The following is a 24,418-nucleotide window of genomic DNA, read 5'->3' as shown; positions in this document are numbered from 1 at the left end:
AAACGGAAATTCCTCGGACTGAAGAATAACAACGGAGCCACAAGTCTGGAAAAATACCGCAGAGATCCTGATCCGGGGTTAATAATAAGAGAAAAAACCAGTAATGAACTGAACTCACCCACCATGACCAATCTTGCAGGATACACACTGGGTCAACGTCTCTATGAAAGCCCATCTACCCTCATTTATCGCGGTGTCCGAGAAGCTGACCAATGGCCTGTCGTCCTGAAATTTCTCACGGCTCAATACCCCACGGTTCAAGAATTAGCGGGTTTACGCCAAGAATACACCCTCTCGAACCAGATAGACCATGAGCGCATCCTCAAAGCGTATGGTTTAGAACGCTATGGTAATGGTTATGTGTTGGTTTTAGAAGATTTTGGGGCGCGATCGCTTCATGATCTCTATCAGGGACAAGGGATGCCTTTAGATGAGTTTTTCCCCGTTGCGCAGGCCTTGGTGGAGGCGCTGGAGGTGATTCACCGTGTCCCGATGATTCACAAGGATATCAAGCCCAGTAATATTCTCTACAATCGGGAACGGCAAGTGGTGAAGCTGGCCGATTTTGGCATTGCTATTTCCTTGAGTCAGGAACAGATGAGCAGTATTAATCCTAATGTACTACAAGGAACCTTAGCCTATTTGTCGCCGGAACAAACGGGACGGATGAATCGCTGGTTAGACTATCGCACGGATTTTTATTCCCTTGGGGTGACATTTTATGAACTGCTTAGTGGCCGTCTTCCCTTTACCAGTAGGGACGCGATGGAGTTGGTTCATTGTCACATTGCTAAAACGCCGCCGGATTTGGCGAGTTTAAATCCGGCACTGCCTCGGTCCCTCTGTGCCTTAGTCCAGACGTTAATGGCGAAAAATGCCGAAGACCGCTATCAAAGCGCGGCCGGATTGGGGTTTGATTTGGCGGCCTGTCACCATCAATGGCTGACTGGGGGGGAAATTGGGGATTTTCGACTCAAGGAGCGCGATCGCACCCCACAACTCTTGATTCCGCAAAAACTCTATGGTCGGGAACAAGAGGTCGCCTCACTCTTGGCCGCTTTTGACCGAGTGGCCACGCTTCCCCCAAGGGAGGAGCCCCCCCATCCCAGTGAATTAGTCCTCGTGGCCGGGTATTCTGGCATTGGGAAAACGGCCATTGTTCAGGAAGTGCAAAAACCCATCGTGGCAGCGCGGGGGTATTTTGTCGCTGGGAAGTTTGACCAGTTTATGCGGATTGTTCCCTATTCTGCCCTCATCCAAGTTTTTCAAGACCTCACCCGTCAGCTTTTATCAGAAACCGACGAACAACTAGCGCAATGGCGGGCAAAATTAACCGATGCGCTGGGTGAAAATGGGATTCTCATTCTTGATATTATCCCCGAACTAGAGCGGATTATTGGACCACAGCCAGAGGTGCCGCTTTTGGGGATGCAGGAGACAAAAAACCGCTTTGACCGGATATTTCGTCAGTTTATCGAGGTATTTTGTCAACCGGAACATCCTTTAGTAATTTTCCTGGATGATTTGCAATGGGTGGATTCTGCCTCCTTGGAGATGATTGAGCTTTTAATCACGAATCCCGACAGTCATTATTTACTCTTGATTGGGGCCTATCGGGATAATGAGGTGGGGCCGCTGCATCCTTTGACCCAGACGGTGGAGACGTTGAAAACGGCCGGGACAGTGGTCAATGAAATCACAGTGCAAGCTTTGAGTGTGGCCAGTGTGGGGGAGTTACTGGAAGATACCCTATCTGGGGAGATTCAACCGGAACAACGGCGGCCGCTGGTGGAGTTGGTTCACAATAAGACCCAAGGCAACCCTTTTTTCTTGACTCAGTTGTTGAAAACCCTCTATGGGGAGGGGTTGTTCCGGTATGATGTGGCGCGCAATGTTTGGCAGTGGGATCTTGCCGAAATTCAGGCCGTGGGATTGACGGATTTGAATATTTTAGAGTTGATGGCGCGGAATATCCACAAGTTGCCGGAAGCGGGACAAAAGGCCTTAAAGTTAGCGGCTTGTATTGGCAATCGTTTCAGTTTGAAGGGATTGGCGACGATTTGCCAAGAGTCTCCGGTAAAAATGGCGGGGATTCTTTGGGCCGCGCTTCAGGTGGGGTTAATTTTGCCGATGGGGGGGAATTATCGGATTCTGGAGGTGTTGGACTCCTCGGAAACGAAACAGTTGCAGGATGTGGCGGTAGATTATCGGTTTCTCCATGACCGAGTACAACAATCAGCCTATGGGTTAATTCCAGAGGCCGAAAAGCAAGAAACTCATTTAAGAATTGGTCAGTTATTATTAGAAAATATTCCCCCAGAGGAACGCAAGGATAATGTTTTTGCGATTACTAATCAATTAAATATTGGCAGGGAGTTATTAACAGACCAAGGGCAGCGTAATCAACTGGCGGAGTTAAACCTGTGGGCGGGGCAACGGGCAAAGTTAAATCGGGCTTATGATGCCAGTGAAAATTATCTAAAACTTGCCTTAGATTTATTAGGGGGAGACAGTTGGCTTAAAGAATATCCATTAACTTTAGAAATTTATACTAATTTAATTGAAACTCAGTATTTTAAAGGGGATTTTCAAGCCGCCCTTGCTTGGATTGAGTCAACCTTACCCCAGACCAGAACCCTTTTGGATAAAATTCCTCTCTATGATTTACAAATCAAAATTCATATTGCTAAGAATGAGCTTCAGTTAACCCTTGATTTAGGTTTACGAGTTTTGCAGGAATTAGGGGTTGATTTAGTGGAAACAATACCCACCGATTTTGATCTGGATCAGGTCTTAGCTTTGCCTAAAATGGATGATCGCCTCAAACAAGCCGCAATGGACATTTTAGGCAATATTCAGCCCGCCGCCTTTATTTTAAATACGGGCTTTGCTTTACCTGTTGTGTATACCATGATTTTTCTTTCTTGGCAACATGGAAATTGTCCAAGATCCTTACAAAGTTATGGCTTAAATGGGTGGTTACTCTGTGGTCCGATGAATGATATTGATCGAGGTTATCATTTTGGCAAGGTGGCGATTGAATTACTGGATCAGTTGAAGGCTAGGGAGTTTACAGCTAAAATCTATTCAACCTATGGCGCATCCATTGGCTGCTGGAAAATGCCTATTCGGGACACCATTCCTTTTTTAGAAAAGGCGATTAAAGGAGGGTTAGAAACGGGTGACTTAGAGTTTGCCTGTCATGCCGCTATTTTCTTTTGTGAACATCCCTTTTTTGCGGGGGAAGCTTTGATTAATGTCATCAAGCGGCAACGGTTTCATCTGCAATTAATTGAGAATTATAAACAAGAGTATCAACTGAATTATCTAACCATTATTACTCAAGTTGCATTGAACCTTCACCAAGCAGATAGTTTTCATGAGCTAATGGGTGAATTATTCGATGCGGAGCTAATGTTACCCCTCTTTTTAGATACCCAAAACATCAATTCTGCTTTTTATACGCTGTTTGGTCAATTAATCTTAGGCTATACCTTTAAACAGTATGATCAGGCCTTTGAAGCAGGTCAAAACGCTTGGCAATATCGAGCGCCCATTGTGGCTTTATTGGTGTTCAGTCAATATAGCTTCTATTTCAGCTTAACCCTGTTGGCTCGCTATCCTCTGAAGGCGGAAAAAACTCCCTCCCTCGCGGCGGATTTGGCTGTGCTGCAAGAGCATCAAAACCGCTTGCAAGGTTGGCAAAATCATGTTCCTGAAAATTATCAGAATAAATGTTTGTTGATTGAAGCCGAAAAAGCGAGAGTAGAGGGGCGATGTGTGGAGGCAATGGATTTGTACGATCAGGCGATCGCACAGGCCCAGGCTGCGGGCTTTGTCCAAGAGGAAGCCCTAGGCTATGAACGGGCTGGGGAGTTTTACCTTGCTTGGGGACGGGAGAAAATTGGTCGTTGGTACCTCACAGAAGCTTATTATGCCTATATTCGCTGGGGTGCGATCGCCAAAGTACGCGCCCTCGAAACCGAATATCCCCAAATCTTCGACCCCATCCGTCGTCAACAACGCCAAGTCACTAGCCCCCAACAAACCACCAGCATCATCACCACCAGCAGCAACACTAACATCATCGAACAGTTAGACCTCCCCACTATGATGGCGGCCACCCAAACCATCTCAACGGAAATGGTTCTCAGCCATCTGTTAGATAAATTCCTCCGCATTCTTATGGAAAATGCCGGGGCAAATTACGGAGTATTAATGCTCAACTCCGGGGAGCAAATCACCCTAGAAGCCGTTGCCCACCTCAACGACGAACAACTGAATATTCGGCAAACCATCCCCCTGGATATTCACCAGACCTTACCCCAGACGATTCTGCAATACGTCCGACGCACCCAAGAAACCATCGTGTTAGATCAGGCCTATCGCAACGGACGCTTTACCGAAGACCCCTATATTAAGCAAAATCAAGTCTGTTCCGTCCTCTGCACGGCGATTCTCTATCAAGGACAACTCAAAGGGCTGATTTATCTCGAAAATCGTCAACTCCCCGAAACCTTCACCCATGAACGCTGTCTCGTCCTCGACCTCCTGACGACTCAGGCCGCCATTTCCATCACCAATGCTCAACTCTACGAACAGGTGGAACACTATGCTCAAACCTTAGAAAAAAAAGTTCAGGAGCGAACGGAACAATTAACCCTGAAAAACGCACAACTCCAAGGCGAAATAGAACGCCGTCAAGCGGTAGAAGAAGCTTTAACTGAAGCCAACGCCCAGTTAAATCGCTTGGCCTCCTTGGATGGTTTAACTCAAGTGGCCAATCGTCGGGCTTTTGATGCCTATTTAGCCCAAGAGTGGAGCGAGGCGCAACAAACACAACAACCCATTGCCCTGATTCTCTGCGATGTAGACGAGTTCAAAGCTTATAATGACACCTATGGTCATGTTTTAGGCGATCGCTGCCTAGTGGATATTGCCGAGGTCTTACAGCAACAACTCCCTCGCCCCACAGGTTTAGTCGCCCGCTACGGAGGGGAAGAATTCGCCCTCATTTTGCCCGGTTTTGATAGCCCTGCCGCCATAGCCCTCACCGAGCAAATCCAACAAGCCCTACAAAGTCTATCCATTCCCCACGAAGCCTCAACCGTGAGCGATGCTGTCACCCTCAGTCTAGGGATTGCCGCCCTCATTCCCCCAGAGGGAGGCGCTCCGAGTCTGTTAATTGAAGAGGCAGACCAAGCGCTGTATAGGGCGAAAAACCAAGGCCGGAATCAGTATCAAGTTAGTTAGGGCTTGCTGAATAACTCTACTTGTGGGGTTAGGGAACAGGGAACGGGAGCAGGGGAGAATTGATAATTATTCCCTATCACCTATTACCTATTCCCGACTCCCGATTCCCGACTCCCGATTCCCGATTCCCTATTTCCTCTCAATCAAAACTATCATCATCCTCCAATCCCGGCCGAGGAATAGCGGGGAGTTGACGACGATTTAAGCGCCGGAGTGCGAAACCACTCAAAACCGCCACAATGAGAGAACACCACCCGGTTAAAGGTTGTAATAATAAAAAGCCGCCGATGGTGAACATTGAACCAAACAAAAGTAACGTCGCTGTCACCACGCGCAAGGCATCCAGACTTAAATCTTGACCGGGTAAAATCCCCGTCCGTAATCGTTGCCTGTGCCAACCTAACCCACTGGGGCGGACTTGGCGATAAAATGCGTCTAGGGTTGCGTCGGACTCCGGAGGGGTGAGGAACATCACGGTAATCCAGACTAAAGCGGTGAGGCCGGAAATCACCATTAAACGCACGCCGAAATCTGGGATAAGTTCATTCAGTACCGGGGAAGTGCTGGTGATTAAACCAATAACAAATCCGCACAACATGGCGGCTAATTCCGCCGCCGCATTAATCCGCCACCAAAACCAGCGCAAGATTAAAACTAAACCGGGGCCAGTGCCAATGGCAATCACTAAACGGAAAACGGTGGCCACATCGGTAGCATAAAAGGCCGCAATTGCCCCGAATACGGTCACTAGGACGGAGGAAAGCCGCCCCATGAGGACTAACTCCTGTTGGTCGGCATTGGGGCGTAGAAAACGCAAATAGAGGTCATTGGTGAGGTAGGACGCGCCCCAGTTGATGGAGGTGGAGACGGTACTCATGAAGGCGGCAATGAGGGAGGCGACGACTAAGCCTAGTAGACCGACGGGGAGGAAGTCTAACATGAGTCTAGGATAGCCTAGTTCGCGATCGCCTAAATCGGGATAAATCACCACGGCCACCAAGGCCACCACCACCCAGGGCCAAGTTCTCACCACATAATGGAGGAGGTTAAAAAACCAGGCCGCTTTTTCCGCTTCCTCTTCATCCTTGGCGGCCGCCAATCGTTGGATAAACTCACCCCCCCCATCACTACGCCGAAAAGACCACCACTGCACGAATAAATAAGCCGAAAAGGTCGAGGCCGTAATCCCGGCCGTATCACTCCACGTTAGATTCAGATGAAAGGGAACAAAGGCTAAAACATCAATATCCGTCGCTTGCTGCACGGCCGGAATGAGTTCCCCCATCCCCCCCACATGATTCACCGCAATCACCGCGACAATTATTGCCCCAAACAAAGCCAGGAAAAACTGGAAAAAGTCCGTAGCGACGACTCCCCACAATCCAGAAAAACCGGAGTAAATAAGCACAAACACACTCACCCCGATGACACTCCACAGCTTGAGATTGTCTCCCGGAGTGATGCCCAAACTTTGCCACAACTCTAGGGCATCCACCACCTTAACCATGGCTAACATCGCGTAGCCAATACCGATACAGTTAATCGGCACGGCAAATAAAAAGGCCTTAGTTCCCCGTAAAATGGCCGCCATTTTGCCCCCATAGCGCATTTCCGTAAGTTGGGCATCGGTGACAATTTCTGACCGTCTCCAGAGGCGGGCGAAAATATAAATCAGGACAACGTGGGCAATGCCAAAACTCCACCATTCCCAATTCCCGGCAATGCCTCGCGTAGCGACGACTCCGGCCACATAGAGGGGGGTGTCAATGGAAAAGGTGGTGGCCGCCATGCTGGTTCCGGCTAACCACCAAGGCAAGGAGCGCCCGGAAACAAAGAAATCGACTAAACTTTTAGAACCTTGGCGGGAGAGGAATAAACCCACCCCCATGGTCAAGGCTAAATAGGCTGAAATAATCCACCAATCCAATGCTTGCATAGTTTCTCTTATGCCAATTTAACTTGAGTTGTGTGCAGTAGGGGAAGGTTTGGGGCACAGGGAACAGGGAACAGGGAACAGGGGAAATTCAGGCTTTTGCCCTCAAGTCTTTTAGGGTCTGCTGAATATCTCTCTAAGCACTGTTTAATAAGGTTTTCAGCCGTTTTGAGAGCGAGAAAGTGCAAGGTTTTAGCGATAAAGAATCCAAAAGGCTTGCTTTTTTCCGACTCTCTCTCCCCCTTCTCCCCTCTCCCCCTTCCCGTTCCCTAACCCCACGAGTAGAGTTATTCAGCAAAACCTATTTAATTTGGTGTTAGATTTGCCTGAATGCGGGCGTTTGGTTGATTGAACCCAAAAAAATTGGAGTACAGCAGCGCTATACCCCAACTTAGCTAAGGGAAAAAGACTTTTACTTATAAAGTTCGGTGGAAAGGCGGAAGGCCAAGATTCCGGGAATCAAAGCAATCACGAGAGCAACCAGAACTTGTGTATCGGATAAGGGCATGGTTCGATGAATCTCCTTATTGAACAGATAATTTATTCCCCACTTTGCGTTAAGATTGCCCCTTTCTGAGCGCAATCGTTACAAAAATAAATATAAAATTCAGGTTTTGGGGGTCTAGAATTTGGCTGGTCTTAACCCGGTCTTATTAAGGAGATAATCTCCCGATTAGTTATATTTGCTACATTTAGAGAGTTGGAGTCTCTGGTTGAAGGGAACGGGGAGTCGGGGAACAGGACATCTAAAATAGTGAACCATCTCTTCTCTTTGAGACGCGGCGGGTTCTTGTAGCGTGGCAGAGGAAAAACAGACTGAAAAACGTTGTGGTTTAGGTTCGCAAAGTGAGAGGCGAATTGGGGGGAGCGAGCTAGATTTTGCAGTTAGAGGTCAAACCTTATGAAACGGCGCAATTTTTTGGGTTACGCACTGCTTTTTCTGGCGGGATGTAGTGCTAGTCAGCCTTTGTCGAATGCTTTAGGGAGTCGGGAGAAACTCCGATTCACGGTGACGGATTTAAGCAGTGTGGAGGAACTAGAACAGTATTATGGGGAGTTCCGAACGGCCTTAGCGGGTATTCTTAACCTGCCTATTGAATGGTATGCCGTGCCTAATTTTATGGCGGCGGCTGTTGCGTTACAAAATGACCAGGTGGATTTTGTCTTAGCGGGGCCGTCGGAATATGTGACGATTCATGCCCGGACGAATGCAATTCCCCTTGTGGGGGTGACTCGCCCCAATTATTATTCTTTGCTCTCTGTGCGGGCAGGGAGCGAAATAGAGCGGGTGGAAGACTTGAAGGATAAAACCATCGCTATGTGGTCGATTGGGTCTACCAGTGGTCATCTGGGGCCGACTAAATTATTGATTGATGGGGGGTTAGACCCTAAAACCGATGTCAAGATTGAAATGTTGCGGGGGGAAGGACTAGATGCCTTGAAGGAGGGACGGGTGGATGCTTGGGGGGGAACGTTTTTGCGCTACCAAAATCATTTGCAACAACGGGGATGGTCTGAGGAGGACTTTCGGGTTTTGGTGCGGGGGGCGCTGTTGCCCAATGATTTGTTTATGCTGAGTAGTCGGTTTTCTGAGGCGGAAGTGCAGGAGTTGCGATCGCAAATTCTCGCCCATCAAGACTCCCTTCTCGCTAGTTTAGCAGAAGCCGACGATGACAAGTATGTAGGGGCAGAGTTTGTCGAAGCCAAAGATGAAGATTACAACATGGTGCGGGAAGTCTACCAAGCTATTGGTCAAGGAGAGTTCTTATAATCATGGCTGTTTTTAATGTTCCAGACGGTAGAATCAAGTCTACCCTAAGCTTTCCTCGCTGGATGCTCAAAACTAAGAGTATCAATCGCCGTTTTGGTATAGCCAAAAAAATTGGCTATGGCTACGCTGTGGTGATTGTGATTGCTGTTTGTGGCATTGGAGCCGGGTTAGTATTTGGCGACTACTATCAAAAAAAAGCCCAAGAACGCTTAATCCTAGCCCATCGTCAACATATCTTAATTCAAGAACTCGAAAGTGCCGTTTTTCAGGTTCGTCTCCATCCTCAACAATTAATGACGGTGTTAGGGGATTCTCTTTGGTTTGAGTATGAAGTGAATCAGTTTAAAAGCCATGTCGAAGAATCTCAAATCCTAATTCGGGAGTTAGAAGGCTTTATTACCAGCGATGAAACCGATATTGTGGTTGACTCCCAGAGTTTTCAAGGGGTTTTGCAAAGCTATGAACACACGATTGAGGGGTATGATCATTTGATGACGGAGTTATGGGGCAATTTTGACCCCCTTCGTTTATCTGAGGAAGAGCTTCCCGCCGCCCAGCGCCTAGTGTTAAACCGCGTCACCCAAGCCGATTTTAAGCATTTGCGCGTCCAGTTAGAACGCCACTCAGAACATCTGACGCGCATTGCTCAAAGAGCCAGTCTTCAAGCCACAGAAGCGAATTTACAACTTTTGGCCGCTAATCAATTGCGCTTGCGTGTCATTGTTGCCAGTCTGTTCCTGTTTACCAGTTTAGCCGCTTGGTTGGCTTGGCGAACCAGTCGAACTATTGCCGAACCTGTAGAAAAGGTGACTCATCTCGCCCAACGAGTGGTTAAAGAGGGCAATTTTCACCTGCGGAGTAATGTTCGCAGTCAGGATGAGGTGGAAATGTTGGCGACTGCACTCAATCAGTTAATTCAGTGGATGGGGGACTATACGCAACAGTTGCAAGAAGCCCAAGAAACCTTAGAGGAACGAGTTCAAGAACGCACTCAAGAATTACAGAAAACTCTCCAGAATTTGAAATCTACCCAAGCCCAGTTAATTCAGTCAGAAAAAATGTCTAGTTTGGGGCAAATGGTGGCGGGAGTTGCCCATGAGATTAATAATCCCATTAATTTTATTCACGGGAATTTACTACACTTGGAACAGTACAGTCAGAGCTTATTTGATGTGATTAGCTATTATCAACACAAGTATTCTGAGGTGGATTCTGAATTAGAGGAATTATTAGAAGAAAGTGACTTATATTTTATTCAACAAGATTTGCCCCAAATTATTCAATCCATGAAAATGGGGAGTAGTCGCATTAAGAATATTATTCTCTCTTTGCGCAATTTCTCCCGTTTAGATGAGGCGGCGATGAAAGAGGTAGATATTCATGACGGGCTAGAAAATACGATAATGTTGTTAAACAATAAACTACAACATCAAAAAATTGAAATCATTAAAAACTATGCAAAGTTACCCCATATTTTGTGTTATCCTGCCCAACTTAATCAAGTTTTTATGAATATTGTTAGTAATGCGGTAGATGCTTTAAATGAAGGAAATAGTTTAGTTAAAAAAATCTGGATTACAACATCATTAGGTGAACAAAATAATTCAAAGCCTAAAATTATTGTTCAGATCAAAGATAATGGCAATGGGATTAAGTCTGAGGTAAAAGCCAAGTTATTTGATCCTTTTTTTACCACCAAACCAGTGGGAAAAGGGACAGGGTTAGGGTTAACGGTTTGTTATCAAATTATTGAACAACATCAAGGGACTATTGATGTTTTTTCTGAGGTAGGATCTGGGACAGAGTTTGTGATTTCGCTCCCACTTGCGCCAGAACAGATATGAGTAGCCCACAAAGGAATGGGGAGTTCCCGGCAATTTTTTTGAAAAGCCGTAGTGAATAACACCAATGGGTGGGTTAAGAGGGGAGCGACTTCCAAAAGGTGCGATACAATAGGACGGTTTCATCCTCATTCCTCCAACTCGGGGCAATTCCTGCGGACTCCTAGAATTCGGAGAATGAGTCACTCGATCAAGTAGGCAGGAATCAGGGTGTTAGGTTAGTTGCGTACAGTTATTATGGTTGAACAGGTTTTATGACTTTTTCTTGGCAAACGATTGGGACGGTTCTTTGTTGTGGTGTGGTGATGGGGGTTGGTAGTCCTGCGATCGCCCAACGGATAACCCCCCATGATGCTAGGGTGGAAAATACCCTAAATCTGATTGCCCAGTCTGCGATTCCCTCTGGGTGGCAGGTGATTCAGGGGAATGGGGTAGCGTTAGCCCTCCCGAATAGTTATTATGGCGGAAATCCCAGTACGGATTTAGAACGGATTGAAGAGCAACTGGGGGAAGTGATTCCCGACTCCGCCCAACGGGTGAATATTATTCGCCAAAGTCCCATCCCCTTTGCTCTGGTGGCGTTTCATTCTCAGGTGGATTCTCAAGGGACTTTAGCCAGTGTTAATATCACTTCTGCTCCCATTCCCCCCAATACAGAGATTTCAACTTATTTGGATGCAACGGCGGAATTGTTGAGTCAGCGCTTTGAGGTCTTGCAACGAGAAATTGTCCGGGTGAATAATATCTCATCGGGTCGTATTGTCACTCAAGCGAGTATCACGACCCAAGACAATGAAAAGCAAGAATTACAGCAGTTGTTGTATCTAATTCCGGGACGAGATCGGGTTTATATTGTGGTGTTCTCGTCTAGTGTGGTCAGTTTCCCTCAGCAGTTGCCTGTGTTTGAGCAAAGTATTGAAACCTTGGCGTTTTAGGTAGGGCTTGCTGAATAAATAAGGGAATTGGGAGTCGGGAGTCGGGAGTCGGTGATAGGGAATAGGGAATAGGGAATAGGGAATAATTAGGGCTTGCTGAATAAGTCCGAGAGTTGGGGAATCGGGAGTCGGGAGTCGGGAGTCGGGAGTCGGGAATAGGCAATCGTGCCAGTTTTAGATGATCTGTTCCCTGTTAAGAGTTCCCTGTTCCCTTGTTGAGCCTAGCATAGGCGTGTTATTCAGCAGACCCTAATTATCAATTCTCCCCTGCTCCCCTGCTCCCCTGCCCCCCTGCTCCCCCTCCCCCCTGTTCCCCCTTCCCCGTTCCCTGTTCCCTATTAAACTACAGCCTACCCATGCCCGAAACTGCCCTCTCTGTTGCCGGACTCACTCAATACCTAAAAGACTTACTCGAAGAAGACCCCCAACTCCAACAACTTTGGGTCATGGGGGATGTGACCAGCCTGCATAATCATGTCAGTGGTCTGTTTTTTACCCTGAGTGATTCCGAGGGGATGGCCGCCATGAAGTGCGTGGTTTGGGGGAGTTTGCGCGATCGCCTGATCCAAATCCCCAAAGTCGGCCAACAAGTCTGTGTCCTCGGTAGCGTCCAACTCTTCACCAAGCGGGGAGAATATCAACTCAGAACCCTGCAAATCCTACCGATGGGGGAAGGATTACAAGCCCTGCGCGCCAATCAACTCAAAGCCCGTTTAGCCGCCGAAGGCTTCTTTGACCCTGCCCGCAAGCGCCCCCTCCCCCCCTACCCTAAACAAATCGCCGTCGTCACCTCCCCCACCGCCGCCGCTTGGGGGGATATTCAACGCACCCTAGAACAACGGAATCCGGGGGTGAGGGTGTTATTCTCCCCCGCCATTGTACAAGGGGATCTCGCCCCCGCCTCCATTGCTAAAGCCCTCGCCCGAGTCGAACGGGATAATCGCGCCGAGTTAATCATTCTGGCGCGGGGGGGTGGTGCGGTGGAAGATTTGGACTGTTTTAATGATGAACGAGTGGTGCGGGCGATCGCACTCTGTGAGCGCCCCGTCATTACAGGCATTGGACACCAACGGGATGAATGCCTCGCCGATCTCGTCGCCGACCTCGCCGCCCACACCCCCACCGCCGCCGCCGAGTTTGCCATCCCTCCCATCGCCCAACTCTACCAAGCCCACCAACAACGACAACAGGCCCTCACCCGCGCCCTAGTCCGCCGTTTTGAACAAGAAAGCCAACACCTCCAAAGCCTAAAACAGCGACTTATGGAACTCCCCGCCCACAGTCGCCCCCTCCAACAAGCCCAGACCCGTCTCCACCTCTGCCAAGAAAAACTTGCCGCCCTCAATCCCCAAGCCGTCCTAGAACGGGGTTATGCCCTCGCCCGCCAAGAGAATGGCGCGCTGGTGCGTTCCCCAGAGGACGTGAGTTCCGGGCAAATTCTAACCTTGCAACTCCCTCGCGGTCGGATTACCGTGCAAGTGATTCAAGACCAGGGGTAATTCCACCCAAAACGTCGTCCCTACCCCCACCTGACTTTCCACCCGAATCGTCCCCCCGTGGGCTTCCGCGCAATGTTTGGCGATCGCCAACCCCAAACCCGTCCCCGTAATATGCCCCACATTGCGCCCCCGATAGAACGGTTGGAATAGCTTGATCTGATCCTCCCAAGGAATACCAATCCCGCGATCGCGCACTTCAAACAAAACCGACTCCTCCCCCACCTGCACCTCAAACTCCACCATTGCCTCTTCGGGAGAATACTTAATCCCATTCGAGAGCAAATTCTCTAAAATATGCCGCAATAACCGCCGATCCCACAGGCCTTGAGGATGCTCTCCCTGCCAAGAAAACCGCACCCGCTTCATGCCAACACTCCCCTCCAACTCCTCCACCAAACCCCAGCAGAACTCCTGTAACGACAACGGCAACAACTCACAAGGCAACTGCTCCATCTCCGCCTTGCCAATCAACAGCACCTCATCCAACAACTGCGCCATACTCTTACTCGCCAGACGAATCTGTTGGAACAAGCGGATTTTTTTATCCTCCGTCAACCGATCCTGATTATCCTGCAACAACCCCGCCGACAATAAAATAGTATTCAACGGATTGCGGAAATCATGGGACAACATCGACACAAACTCCGACTTGAGTTGATTCTGTTGTTGCGCCGCCAACAACAGCGCCACCTTCTCCTCAATCTGGCTTTCTAGTGCCTCGTGACTCTCCCGCAAAGACTCCAGCGCCCGTTTCCGTTCCACCGCATAAATTAACGCCCGGATTAATGTCTCGGTATTATTCACCTGACGCTTCACTAAATAATCCTGCGCCCCCCGACGCATGGCCTCCCGCGCCAAATCTTGATCATTCGTATTCGTCAACACCACAATCGGCACATGAGGCGCACACACCGCCAAGGGAGACATAGCCGCCAAACCCTGACTATCTGGCAGCGTTAAATCCAGTAAAATCACATCAAAGGCCACCTCACCCAGCTTAATTAAAGCCTCCTTCAGTCGCTTAACATGAACCAGACGGCAGGAAACCGAGTGAGAGTCATTGAGAAGCTCACGTAACAATCTGGCTTCAGCCAAGTTGTCCTCAATCAGTAAGATATTTAGGGAACTTGCAGGCATAGTTTTCGGGGGGCGCAATTTCTCCTTAATGATGTTGGCTAAACCTCAGGCCGCACCTCCAGATTGATTGCTCAAGGATCAAGGTTGTTCTCAATCCCTATTATAAAATTAACTTGAAAAATAGTCCGATCTTGGATTCTTTTTGAGATAATTCCACATTTTGAGATCCCCCCAGACTCTTTTCAACTAAGGGGTTCTCGGTAAAATTGTGAGCGTGAGAATTCACCGGGTTGATGGGAAAGCAACCTAGAAGGAGTTCCCGCAAAATAACCCCTAGAGCCGCTTCAAAGTCAAGAGTATTTAAGCTTAACTTTCTGAAGGTAGCGTCACAGTTTTTAACCAAAAATCCTCAATTCCCTTCACAATTTCAAACAACTCGTTCAGGTTTCGAGACTTGGTAATATAACAATTCACGTGCAACTCATAACTCTGGGCAATGTCATCTTCATTATGAGAAGTCGTTAACACCACCACCGGAATCCGTTTCAAATTAGGATCCGACTTAATTTCCGCCAATACTTCTCGCCCATCCTTGCGCGGTAAATTCAAATCCAAGAGAATTAAATCCGGTCGGGGGGAATCTATATATTCCCCCTCATGACGTAAATAAGCCATTGCGTCCATCCCATTACGCACCGTAATCACTTCATGGGGGACTGTGCTATGTTTTAACGCTTCTTGGATTAAACGAATATCCGCCCGATTATCCTCAACCAAAAATATTGTTTTGCAGATTGCGCTCTTTGCGTCGTCGCTCACGATCACGTCCTCCTATGGGAATCGTAAAATAGAATGTTGCGCCCTGTCCCAGTTCCGACTCTACCCAAATCCGGCCGCGGTGACATTCGATGATTTTCTTACAGATCGCTAGTCCCATGCCTGTTCCGGGGTACTCATCCCGGGTATGGAGACGTTGGAAAATGACAAAAATCCGTTCAGCAAATTGGGGATCTAAACCCATCCCATTATCCTGAACCGAAAACAGCCATTCTTCCTCAAGTCGGTGCGCCCCAATATGAATCACCGGAGGGGCCTCGCTGCGGAATTTAATCGCGTTGACAATCAGATTCTGGAACAACTGCATTAATTGCGTCCCATCGGCCGTTACCATGGGTAAGGAATCATAGGTAATAGTCGCCTGATTCTCCGCAATGCGCCCCCGTAGGTTGCCCAGCGCCCGTTTTAAAGCCAGTTCAACCTCGGTGAGTTCAAATTCAATGCCCTTCATATCCACCCGGGAATAGGCCAAAACATCATCAATCAGGGTCTGCATTAAACTCACCCCTTCCACGGCAAAATCAATGAATTCGTGGGCATCTTCATCCAATTGCTGGTTATACCGCAAGGCTAACAGTTGGACATAATTCGCCACTTGGTTCAAAGGTTCTTGTAGGTCATGGGAGGCCACATAGGCGAATTTCCGCAATTCGGCGTTAGATCGTTCTAAATCTTGGGCGAGTTGGGCTAACTCATCGGCCTGACGCAGAACAATGTTCACAATGGCCTTGCGCAGTCCTAGGGCGGCCTTCACTTCTACCCCTTGCCACGGCAGGGATTTCAGACGGACGGTTTCTTTCCACAGTTCAAAGGATTTGCGGGGGGACAGTTTGACGGTATCCGCTTCTTGGGTGGTTTCGTAGGCCTTACCGGGATCTCCCCCCCAGTTGACGGTTTGAATGACTTCAGGACGGAACCACAACACATAATTCTGTTTGGAAATGGGAATAGCTAACAGACCACTGGCTACGTCTTTAAAGGTTTCTGCGTCGGAATACCAGCGCGCTAAGGAGTCGGTGCAGAAGATTTCCCGATCTTCCATGTTTTTACTCAACCATTGCACTAAAAAGTTGAGGTCTTCGGCTTTAGGGACATTACCTAGGGTGATATACTGACCGCCTAAACAAATAGCGGCCCCTTGAGCGTTGGTGAGGTCTAATAAATTGGGCTGATGTTTGACTAATCCTTCCACAAAGTTGTCGTCTTGTCCCATGTGGTCAATGAGACGGGTTTGAATCGAGGCTAATTTGAGGTGATAATCATGGTCGGCGGTTTCTTCTCGGGCGGAAATTTCGGCAAAAATCACCTGACCGAGGAATTCGCAGGCTTTGCGCAGTTCGTAGGAGATAAATTTAGGGGTGCGGTGATGACAGGCAATTAGGCCCCACAGTTCCCCGTCTTGAATGAGGGAAATGGTGAGGGATGCCCCAACTCCCATATTGTGCAAATATTCGAGGTGACAGGTGGAGGGACTGCGTAAAATAGAATAGGTGAGGTCAATGGGGCGATCGCTTACCGGATGAATCGTCGGCACCAAAGAGACGGGAGTCGTCCAAGCATCCGGGATCTGGCGAATCACATTAGAAGCAAATAACTTGCGCGCCTGTTTGGGAATATCCGACTCTGGATAATGTAATCCTAAATACGGCTCTAACTCAGGAATCTTATCCTCTGCAATCACCACCCCATGACCATCCTCCTCAAACTTGTATAACATCACCCGGTCAAAGTCTGTCACTTTGCGCACTTCCTGCACAATGACTTGACAAAATTCCTCTAATGTGCGTGTTTTCTCCAGTTGATAAATGGAGGTTTTGGCGAGGTGATAAAAACTCAAAAAAGGAATGTTTTCCTGAGAAATAGCGGGTTCTAATTCAAGGATTAAATAGCCTTCAGGATTGCGGTGAAAGACCGCATCAAAAACCATATATTCATCGCCCTTTGTCCTTGCCCAAACTTTGCTAGGATTCACCCAATCAAAGTTATCTTCAGTCAATCCTATTTTTAAGGGTTCTATTTGCACCGAATCGAGGACATCTTCCAGATTTTTATGCAGAACTTGATCCGGTGAAACTCCTAAAATAGCTCGGGTGTTACTGCTGACTTGCAGAATTTTGAGATCCGGTTCACCCAGCACAAAAACTAATCCGTGGGGTTGGATTTGGCTAATCAAGTGAATGGGTTCTTCGGTTAAATTAACGAAGTTGTGCGTTTGGACTTGTAAGGGACTAATAACCATAGGTTTTAGTGGGTTTAAGGGAGGTAGTTAGGGCATAAAGGACGGTTTTATGTTGGCGGTTTTAGGTTGATGGTTTTAGGTTGACGATGAACCGAGGAAAAATAGATAAGTGGTGATTCTATTTAGCTTCCTTCCCCCAGTATAACTTAACTTTTTTGTTCAGGTCGGGATTGATGGCGGGATAGAAAAAGTTTGAATAACGCAACATTTTTGTTACGTTTTTTCGTGTAAATACACAAAAATTTAGGTTTTGTTATTAATATTTACCGTTTGTAGTTGCGCTTTAGCGCCCTAGATTTGAGGGCTAAAGCCCAACAACAAGCAATCTCTCCCCGTTTGTAGTTGCGCTTTAGCGCCCTAGATTGAGGGCTGAAGCCCAACAACAAGCAATCTCTCCCCGTTTGTAGTTGCGCTTTAGCGCCCTAGATTGAGGGCTGAAGCCCAACAACAAGCAATCTCTGCCGCTTAGAGTGGAGGCAGAGCCTCCAAGAGAGCGTTACTTGGCTCTGCCAAGTAACGAGGATGAGAGGGTGAATTCCTGTTCCCTGTTCCCTGTTGCTAAAAAATGAAAGGATTGCGTTGCATGGGTCGTAAATTAACCTGACATTGGGGCGGGTCAGGTAGGGTGCTATAATTGCAGGAATATAGGGCTAAACAACGGGGTTCAGAATTAAAGACACGCAACTCATACCCGTATTGTCTAGCCACAGCACCAAAACGGTTAACAAAACGGTATTGCTGCATATAGTCCATTTGCGCCCAAAGTTGGCGATTTACCACTAAGTCTAGACGTTTTTGTTCAGGAAAAGCCAGCCAATCTTGTAGTAGTTTACCCTCCCCATACTGTTCATAAGTCCACCATAAACTTGGGGTAGTTAGTGCTTCTTGGGAAATAGTCTCTGGGGTAATAATCCCTTGTTTTATTAAATTTTCTCGTTCTCTTCGTTGGATGAAATTAGAGTTAATACTACATTGATTCAGGGATTGAGTAAAACTATCCCAAAAAGGATCATTACTGGCCGGAATAAATTCGAGGAGGTAGGGATTTTGGCTGGGGATGGGGGGAGATATGGCAGGGGGAGAATTTTGGGCAATGGTGGGAGTAATGGGGGAGAATAGGAGTCCCATCACTAGCATTACTGTAGAGTATTTCATTATTGCTCTTTGGTTCATGATAATCACTCCTATAGCAATCCTCTTTAAACTGATGACTAATCTAGGAGGGTGAAAGTTCACAAACTGGCACAGGACTTTCTCCATTCCTGTGATTTACGATTACAGTCAAAAGAGTTAGGGATGATCCAGATCAGGACTAGACCTAACCGCACACCACTATTTACCGATCCTAGCTCATGGAATCAGCATATATTACCAGTATTGGCAAATTTTTGCCGGGGGAACCCATTGGCAATGATGAGATGGAAAGCTATCTGGGGAAAATTGGCGATCGCGCTTCAAAAGTCCGTCACCGCATCCTCAAGAGTAACGGCATTCAACAACGCTATTATGCCATTGATTCAGAACAAAAGACCCGCTATCAAAATAGTGAAATGGCCGCTTTGGCGGTGCGCGATGCCTTATCGTACCTTAATCTGGAACCCCATGCCATTGATTTATTAGCCTGTAGCACCACTTTACCGGATTTAACAGTTCCCGGTTTTGCTAGCATGGTGCATGGGGAATTAACCGAATTTTCTCCCCTCGAAACTGTTTCCTTACAAGGGGTATGTTGTGCAGGAGTGGCGGCCTTAAATTATGCCAGTTCCCAAGTTCAATTAGGCAAGCGAAGAAATACCCTGGCCGTCGCGTCAGAATTCGCCTCTCGCTTGTTTAAATCTGGTCATTTTGAAGCGGATCAACAGTATAAAATAACTCAAAAAGTTCCTTTTGATACAGAATTTTTGCGCTGGATGCTATCTGATGGAGCGGGTGCATTAGTGATTCAAAATAACCCTGCTTTTGAACAACTCAGCTTACGAGTGGATTGGATTGAATTAGTCTCCCATGCTCATCATTATCCCGTGTGTATGTATGCGGGAACAGCCGATGAAAGCGCTCAAAAAAGCTGGTTAGATTATCCCTCCTATGCCGAAGCAGTTCAAGACGGCGCATTCCATTTAAGGCAGGACATTCGCCGTTTAGATGAAGTGATTAAGCTGGGGGTGACGGGGTGGTTAAAACTCATTGAAGCAGGTCGAGTGAAACCGGAAGAAATTGACTGGTTATTGTGCCATTACTCCTCCCATTTTTTCCGCAGTAAAATTGTGGAGTTACTGGAAAAAGCCAACTGTATGATTCCCGAGGAAAAATGGTTTACGAACCTATATACAAGGGGAAATACAGGTTGCGCTTCTATTTATTTAATGTTAGAGGAACTGTTTCACTCTGGCAAATTACAACCCGGACAGAAAATCTTTTGTTTTGTGCCGGAAAGTGGACGCTATACTACCGCTTACATGATGCTCACCGTCGTTGAACGCCATGCACTTTATTCTATTGGGCAGGGAGAAAAAACAACGGTTATTAATGCCCCTGAGATTAAATTAACCCCAGAAAATGAGGCAGCAGAAAACTCAGTTGCGGCGGATTTATTGCGACAATTAACCTTAGTTTGGTTAGACTTTGAACAACAACTGTATGGGGTGTCCTTGATTCGTAAATTAGAGCGCGGGGATTTCACCCGAGAGGATTATAAACGGCTTTTGTGCAATTTGCGGCCGCAAGTGGTGGAAGGGGCTAGGTGGATTGCACGGGCGGCCTCCAATATGCTAGATTTTCGGTTGCGATCGCTCTTTATCGGTCATGCCCAAGACGAACACCGCGACTATCAGATGTTAGAGCGTAATTATGTGAGTGTCGGGGGGGAATTATCCGAAATAGTCAATTCTCCTAAAAATATCGGTTCTCAAGCCCTTTCTGCCTTTATTTTCCAGCAAGCCTCCCAAGAAAATCCCCTCGATTTGTTAGGCAGTATGTTCATCATTGAAGGATTAGGCAATCGTTTAGCGGGGAAGTGGGCAAAACAAATCAAAGCAACCCTCAATTTAACCGATGATCAGGTTTCTTTTTTAGCCTATCATGGGGAAAATGACGAATCCCATCTGGGCAAACTAGAAGCCATTTTAAACGCCGATTGGTTAACCGCAGAAATAGCTGAAAAAATTGTCAATACGGCCCGCGTTACGGCTCGTTTATATCAATTGCAACTGGAGGAGATGCGCTAAAATGACCCAGAATCACTCCGAATCTGTCACCCCTTTAGATCCCGCTTTTTTTCCTTACAATCGCCGAAATCCTAACACTTGGCAGGTGCTTTATTTAGACCAAGCCATCCCCGTTGACCCAGTGGCGAAACAGTACATGATTCGTGACTTGCAAAACTGGACGCGCAATTATTTACTAATTCCCATCAAAATCATAGCCAATTGCTGTTTAGCGGTTATTATGACCGTTAAACGCTTGCTCCCCGTTCAGTTCCATTTTTATGGATTCATGCACCAATCGGCGACTTTTTTTCTCAAGTATTTTGTCTCCCCAGAAGCTTGTTATTTAATCGTCCGTCATATTAGCTTAGGGTCTAATATCGTCAATTTTCTCATAGATAATGGTCCGAATGCTAACCTAGAAAGGTCTAGTTTATACCCCAAAAAAGTAGATGATCTTGCCCATAATGTGTTCCTTGAGCATGACTTGATTTTGTATAACTTTGTCTATGACTATCATCGAGCGCAACAGGACAATCCCCACTGGCAAGCTCAACTGAAAGAACGGGGGATTACTTTTAAAAATATTCGTCCGGTGTCCGTAGAGATGAACTTTAAAAAATGGCGCTGGTTACGGATTTTAGACTTAGAATCTGCCATTGAGTTATTCAAAGTCTTTTACTCCCTCTGTTTAACCAGTGATGAATTTGAGCGAGCGGTTTTGTCCTTACAATTTGATGAAAATTTTGGGCTATACTTTACCCAAATTACCGGAGATAGTAGTTGGAATCATGTCATTAGCAATCGCCATCCTTTAGCGCCTAATAGTCCTTTTCAAGCCGCACGGAATTTGATGTTACATGGCATTACAACGGAGTATATTCACCGTTATTTAGAAATTTGGCGAGATCAGGCTGAGATGAGTGGTAGGGGGAATTCATGAATTTTTGCGTCCATTTAGTTTTAGTTAAAGCCTTTAAGCAGTACGTTTAAAATTGGGATCAACTTGGGGATGAATTAACACCTGTCCGGTATGTTCGGCCACATCTTCTAAACAACAGGTTAACAGACGCTCTCGCAGGTCAGGCATAACGGCTAAAGCCCTAGTCCAGTCGGGAATTTGATCCCCGGCGGGATCGTTTTCGTACTCTTTTCCGGCTTGGGCAATGACTTGTTCAAACCGTTCTATAATCACTTCCTCCTGATGACGATCATAGGCTAAACCATTAAAACGAGCGTCTACAAAGTATTGACGGGTGAAGTCTTGGGCTTCCCGGCGGAATTTAACGCGCAAGGCTCGGATATGATCGGAGGTGATGATCACCTGTTCGGTTTCCGTTAAGGTGCGTAGGAGGGAACGCAAGATATCCCGACACATTTTTTGTAGGCCTTCCTGACTATGATTGCCCAGTTGTTGGTGTTTGTGGTCAAATACACCCAGATCAATTTGAGCGATGCGTTTATGGGCGACGTTGCGGTACACTTCCGCTAATAAGCCAATTTCTAGCCCCCAAGTGGCGGGAATGCGCGTAGTGAGGGCTAAATCACGAGTGAGGGCAAATTCCCCGGAGAGGGGGTAACGGAAGGAGTGAAGGTACTGTAGATAATTTCGTTCTCCGAATAAGTCACTGAGGGCGCGGAGGACGGGAGCAACGAACAAACGCACCACGCGGCCGTTAAAGGTGGCCGGATTGCCGCCAAGACGGGCATAATAGGCTTTGTTGAAGGCGATGCCGAATTCTTGCTCTAAGAGGGGATAGAGGAGTTTGAGGGGGTAAGAGCGATTGTAGGTGATGATATCGGCATCATGGAGGGCGATCGCCTCTGCTTCAAGAGAAGCCACCCCTAAGCCCAGCCAGACGGCAATTCCCTTGCCAAAATGATCGACTAAATCTAAGCCGCGATCGCGCAGTTCCCCTAAAACGGCCATCACCCTAGGCCCATTCTCCCAAATAATCCTTACCTTTTGGGGCAAGGGTTCAAAAAACTTAACTGTATTAATATATTGTTCTAGGGTTTCTGCATAGAGGCAGATAACAATAGTTTTCACAAAAGAACAACTGGTGAGATGATCCCGAATCTGTTTTAGGGCGGGACGTTCAAGCTCTTGATACAACGCGGGGATAATAATAGCTGTTGGGGAGTCTTCGCTCAGTTGGATTAAACGCTGTTCCAAGGCTTCTAGATCACAGCCAAAATCATGAATGGTTGTAATTAATTCTTGTTTATAATCCATACAGCCGCCAGCATTTCTAGAGAACTGTAAAATATTAAATAAATCTAAAAAAAAATGCTGTTAGGCTTGATACAAGTATGGGTCGGTTACAAAAACGGTAACAAAGCCTGAAAAGCCGAAAAGATGGCGTACCATAAAGTATCTTGTGATGGGATCGACCAATGAAACTCCCCTATTTAGCTTTAACTCTGGCTTGCTGCTTGCCCTTGAGTTTAACGGCAGCAACTGCCCAAACCTCGAATAATCCTCGTTTAACGAATCCTTCTCCTATGGTAGCCCCTCAAAGTTATGTACAGTATCGCTTTGATCAACAGGTGATTGAGCGGACGGTGGAAATGGTGCGAGATGCGCGATCGCAAAATTTAGCCCGTCAGTTTGGTTTACAGATCCTTAACATCACCTGGGAAGATACAGGCCGCTACCAAAACTCCGCCGTCGGGCCGAATATTAGCGACATGACCATCCAGATTCAACAGCGCAATCCCCGCACCAATGAGTATTCCCTGCACTTAATGCCCGTCATTCGCCATCCCAACTTTACCGATCTCTCCGCCGACGTTCCCCTAGAGCGCTTTTTTGTTTTAGTGGGGAATGAAAAGGGAGAAGACCTGCAACGGGTATCCCTGCGCGACTTATTGGGCAACTTACGCAACTATCTTCATGATCCCAACTCTTGGGCGGGTCGGGAAACCTCCCTATTAGCCCCGCGAGATACCCATGTATTAGCTTCCGCCCAAGCTTGTTTCCTCCCCATTCCCCAAGGAGGACAAGCGGAATTTAATCCGGTGTTATTTAACTATCAGTCCATGAGAAATGACCCGGCCGTATTGACCATTTTGGCCACAAGGGAAGGCACCAGTATCACCGTAATTGATAATACAAGGGATGCTTTTGAGGCTGGGGCCACTTGGGGACAGCGCTTGTTTTTCAATAAAAATGGGGAACGTGCTAGTTTTACCGGACAGCGTTTAAGTGATTTTCAGGCCGAGGGAGGCAGCAGTGGCAGCGGCCCTGGTGCTGAAGCGGCAGGAGAGGAAGGCTTAAACATGGTGATGTTAATTCAAGTCCCCCTCAAACAAAAATACCCCATGCGCTTGGAAATGGAGGCCGGAGATATGATGATGGCTCCCCCGGCCGCCGCCCCCATGGAATTACGGCGCTCTGATGTAGAAGCGGCCGTTATTGGTCACGGTGCCGTTGAGGGGCCTTTTACGGAACTAGATCAACTGGCCATTGAACGAGATCCTAACTTCCCCATCCGCGTCACCGTCCAGTTTTATAAAGCCACCAGTAACGGGGTAGTTGTAGAACAGGATTTACGGGAGATTCGAGAACAAATCGACCGCGTATATGAAGATGGGGACTATGTAGGGAGTTTAGTGGTGGATGGGGTGCGAGGACGACCCACCGAGTACGACGGGGACAAAGTGGAGCCCCCGGATTGGTGGGAGAATTTCTGGCGCAGACATGAGGAAAACACCGGACAAACTCAAGCCGAAGCCCTCGAAATGCTGCGCCGTTTACTAGGGGATGACTGGATGCCGCGATCGCCCCAAGAACTCCAGCGCGAACTCGACAATCTACAACGGTGACT

Annotated in this window: 15 protein-coding genes; 8 read left to right on the top strand and 7 right to left on the bottom strand. The window is 47.4% G+C overall.

The features are described 5' to 3' along the window. Nucleotides 1-123: 123 nt before the first annotated feature. Complete coding sequence (locus tag SPI9445_RS24715; protein ID WP_017304068.1) at nt 124-5,253, top strand: diguanylate cyclase domain-containing protein; 5,130 nt, start codon at nt 124-126, stop codon at nt 5,251-5,253. 139 nt (nt 5,254-5,392) lie between these two features. Here the strand turns inward: SPI9445_RS24715 and SPI9445_RS0107215 are convergent, their stop codons facing one another. Beyond that, nucleotides 5,393-7,189: a sodium:solute symporter family protein gene (locus tag SPI9445_RS0107215; RefSeq protein WP_017304067.1), complete on the bottom strand. Its 1,797-nt coding sequence runs from the start codon at nt 7,187-7,189 to the stop codon at nt 5,393-5,395. A 409-nt stretch (nt 7,190-7,598) separates the two neighbouring features. Further along, nucleotides 7,599-7,694: a photosystem I reaction center subunit XII gene (gene psaM, locus SPI9445_RS28290; RefSeq protein WP_071525264.1), complete on the bottom strand. Its 96-nt coding sequence runs from the start codon at nt 7,692-7,694 to the stop codon at nt 7,599-7,601. 393 nt (nt 7,695-8,087) lie between these two features. Here psaM and SPI9445_RS0107210 point away from each other — a divergent pair, with 393 nt between their 5' ends. From SPI9445_RS0107210 to xseA, 4 genes are all read left to right on the top strand, one after another. After that, the gene (locus tag SPI9445_RS0107210; RefSeq protein WP_017304066.1) at nt 8,088-8,957 is read left to right on the top strand and encodes a PhnD/SsuA/transferrin family substrate-binding protein; all 870 of its coding nucleotides are present in this window, start codon (nt 8,088-8,090) and stop codon (nt 8,955-8,957) included. Between the two features lie 2 nt (nt 8,958-8,959). Then, the gene (locus SPI9445_RS0107205) at nt 8,960-10,801 is read left to right on the top strand and encodes a sensor histidine kinase (protein ID WP_100227070.1); all 1,842 of its coding nucleotides are present in this window, start codon (nt 8,960-8,962) and stop codon (nt 10,799-10,801) included. Nucleotides 10,802-11,052: 251 nt separating this feature from the next. Further along, on the top strand, nt 11,053-11,733 hold the full coding sequence (locus tag SPI9445_RS0107200; RefSeq protein ID WP_017304064.1) for a hypothetical protein: 681 nt from the start codon (nt 11,053-11,055) through the stop codon (nt 11,731-11,733). A 356-nt stretch (nt 11,734-12,089) separates the two neighbouring features. Beyond that, entirely contained in the window at nt 12,090-13,232 is a 1,143-nt protein-coding gene (gene xseA, locus SPI9445_RS0107195) for an exodeoxyribonuclease VII large subunit (protein ID WP_017304063.1), read from the top strand. Here xseA and SPI9445_RS0107190 read toward each other — a convergent pair. The 4 genes from SPI9445_RS0107190 to SPI9445_RS27400 form a co-directional block, all read right to left on the bottom strand. Then, nucleotides 13,173-14,369: an ATP-binding response regulator gene (locus SPI9445_RS0107190; protein ID WP_017304062.1), complete on the bottom strand. Its 1,197-nt coding sequence runs from the start codon at nt 14,367-14,369 to the stop codon at nt 13,173-13,175. The genes xseA and SPI9445_RS0107190 overlap by 60 nt on opposite strands. 306 nt (nt 14,370-14,675) lie before the next feature. Beyond that, nucleotides 14,676-15,086 (bottom strand): response regulator, encoded by a 411-nt coding sequence (locus SPI9445_RS0107180; RefSeq protein ID WP_017304060.1) that lies wholly within the window; start codon nt 15,084-15,086, stop codon nt 14,676-14,678. Continuing rightward, nucleotides 15,079-17,385 (bottom strand): sensor histidine kinase, encoded by a 2,307-nt coding sequence (locus SPI9445_RS0107175; RefSeq protein ID WP_017304059.1) that lies wholly within the window; start codon nt 17,383-17,385, stop codon nt 15,079-15,081. Before SPI9445_RS0107175 ends, SPI9445_RS0107180 begins: the two co-directional genes overlap by 8 nt. Before the next feature lie 558 nt (nt 17,386-17,943). Next, entirely contained in the window at nt 17,944-18,540 is a 597-nt protein-coding gene (locus tag SPI9445_RS27400; RefSeq protein WP_164674480.1) for a hypothetical protein, read from the bottom strand. A 197-nt stretch (nt 18,541-18,737) separates the two neighbouring features. On the opposite strand from SPI9445_RS27400, the gene SPI9445_RS0107165 reads away from it, so the two are divergent. Both SPI9445_RS0107165 and SPI9445_RS0107160 read left to right on the top strand, forming a co-directional pair. Then, nucleotides 18,738-20,609, top strand: coding sequence for a StlD/DarB family beta-ketosynthase (locus SPI9445_RS0107165; protein WP_017304057.1), 1,872 nt, complete (start codon nt 18,738-18,740; stop codon nt 20,607-20,609). 1 nt (nt 20,610) lies between these two features. Continuing rightward, entirely contained in the window at nt 20,611-21,531 is a 921-nt protein-coding gene (locus tag SPI9445_RS0107160) for a DUF6999 family protein (protein WP_017304056.1), read from the top strand. 33 nt (nt 21,532-21,564) lie between these two features. Here SPI9445_RS0107160 and SPI9445_RS0107155 read toward each other — a convergent pair whose 3' ends face one another. Next, complete coding sequence (locus tag SPI9445_RS0107155; RefSeq protein ID WP_017304055.1) at nt 21,565-22,824, bottom strand: glycosyltransferase family protein; 1,260 nt, start codon at nt 22,822-22,824, stop codon at nt 21,565-21,567. Between the two features lie 161 nt (nt 22,825-22,985). Between SPI9445_RS0107155 and SPI9445_RS0107150 the strand changes: the two genes are divergently transcribed. Beyond that, nucleotides 22,986-24,416 (top strand): hypothetical protein, encoded by a 1,431-nt coding sequence (locus tag SPI9445_RS0107150; protein WP_017304054.1) that lies wholly within the window; start codon nt 22,986-22,988, stop codon nt 24,414-24,416. Nucleotides 24,417-24,418: the final 2 nt, after the last annotated feature.

This window comes from Spirulina subsalsa PCC 9445, from assembly GCF_000314005.1.
In the GTDB taxonomy this organism is placed as follows: domain Bacteria; phylum Cyanobacteriota; class Cyanobacteriia; order Cyanobacteriales; family Spirulinaceae; genus Spirulina_A; species Spirulina_A subsalsa.
The sequence above is the reverse complement of the archived record's forward strand: the minus strand, read 5'-3'. Positions and strand labels throughout refer to the sequence as shown.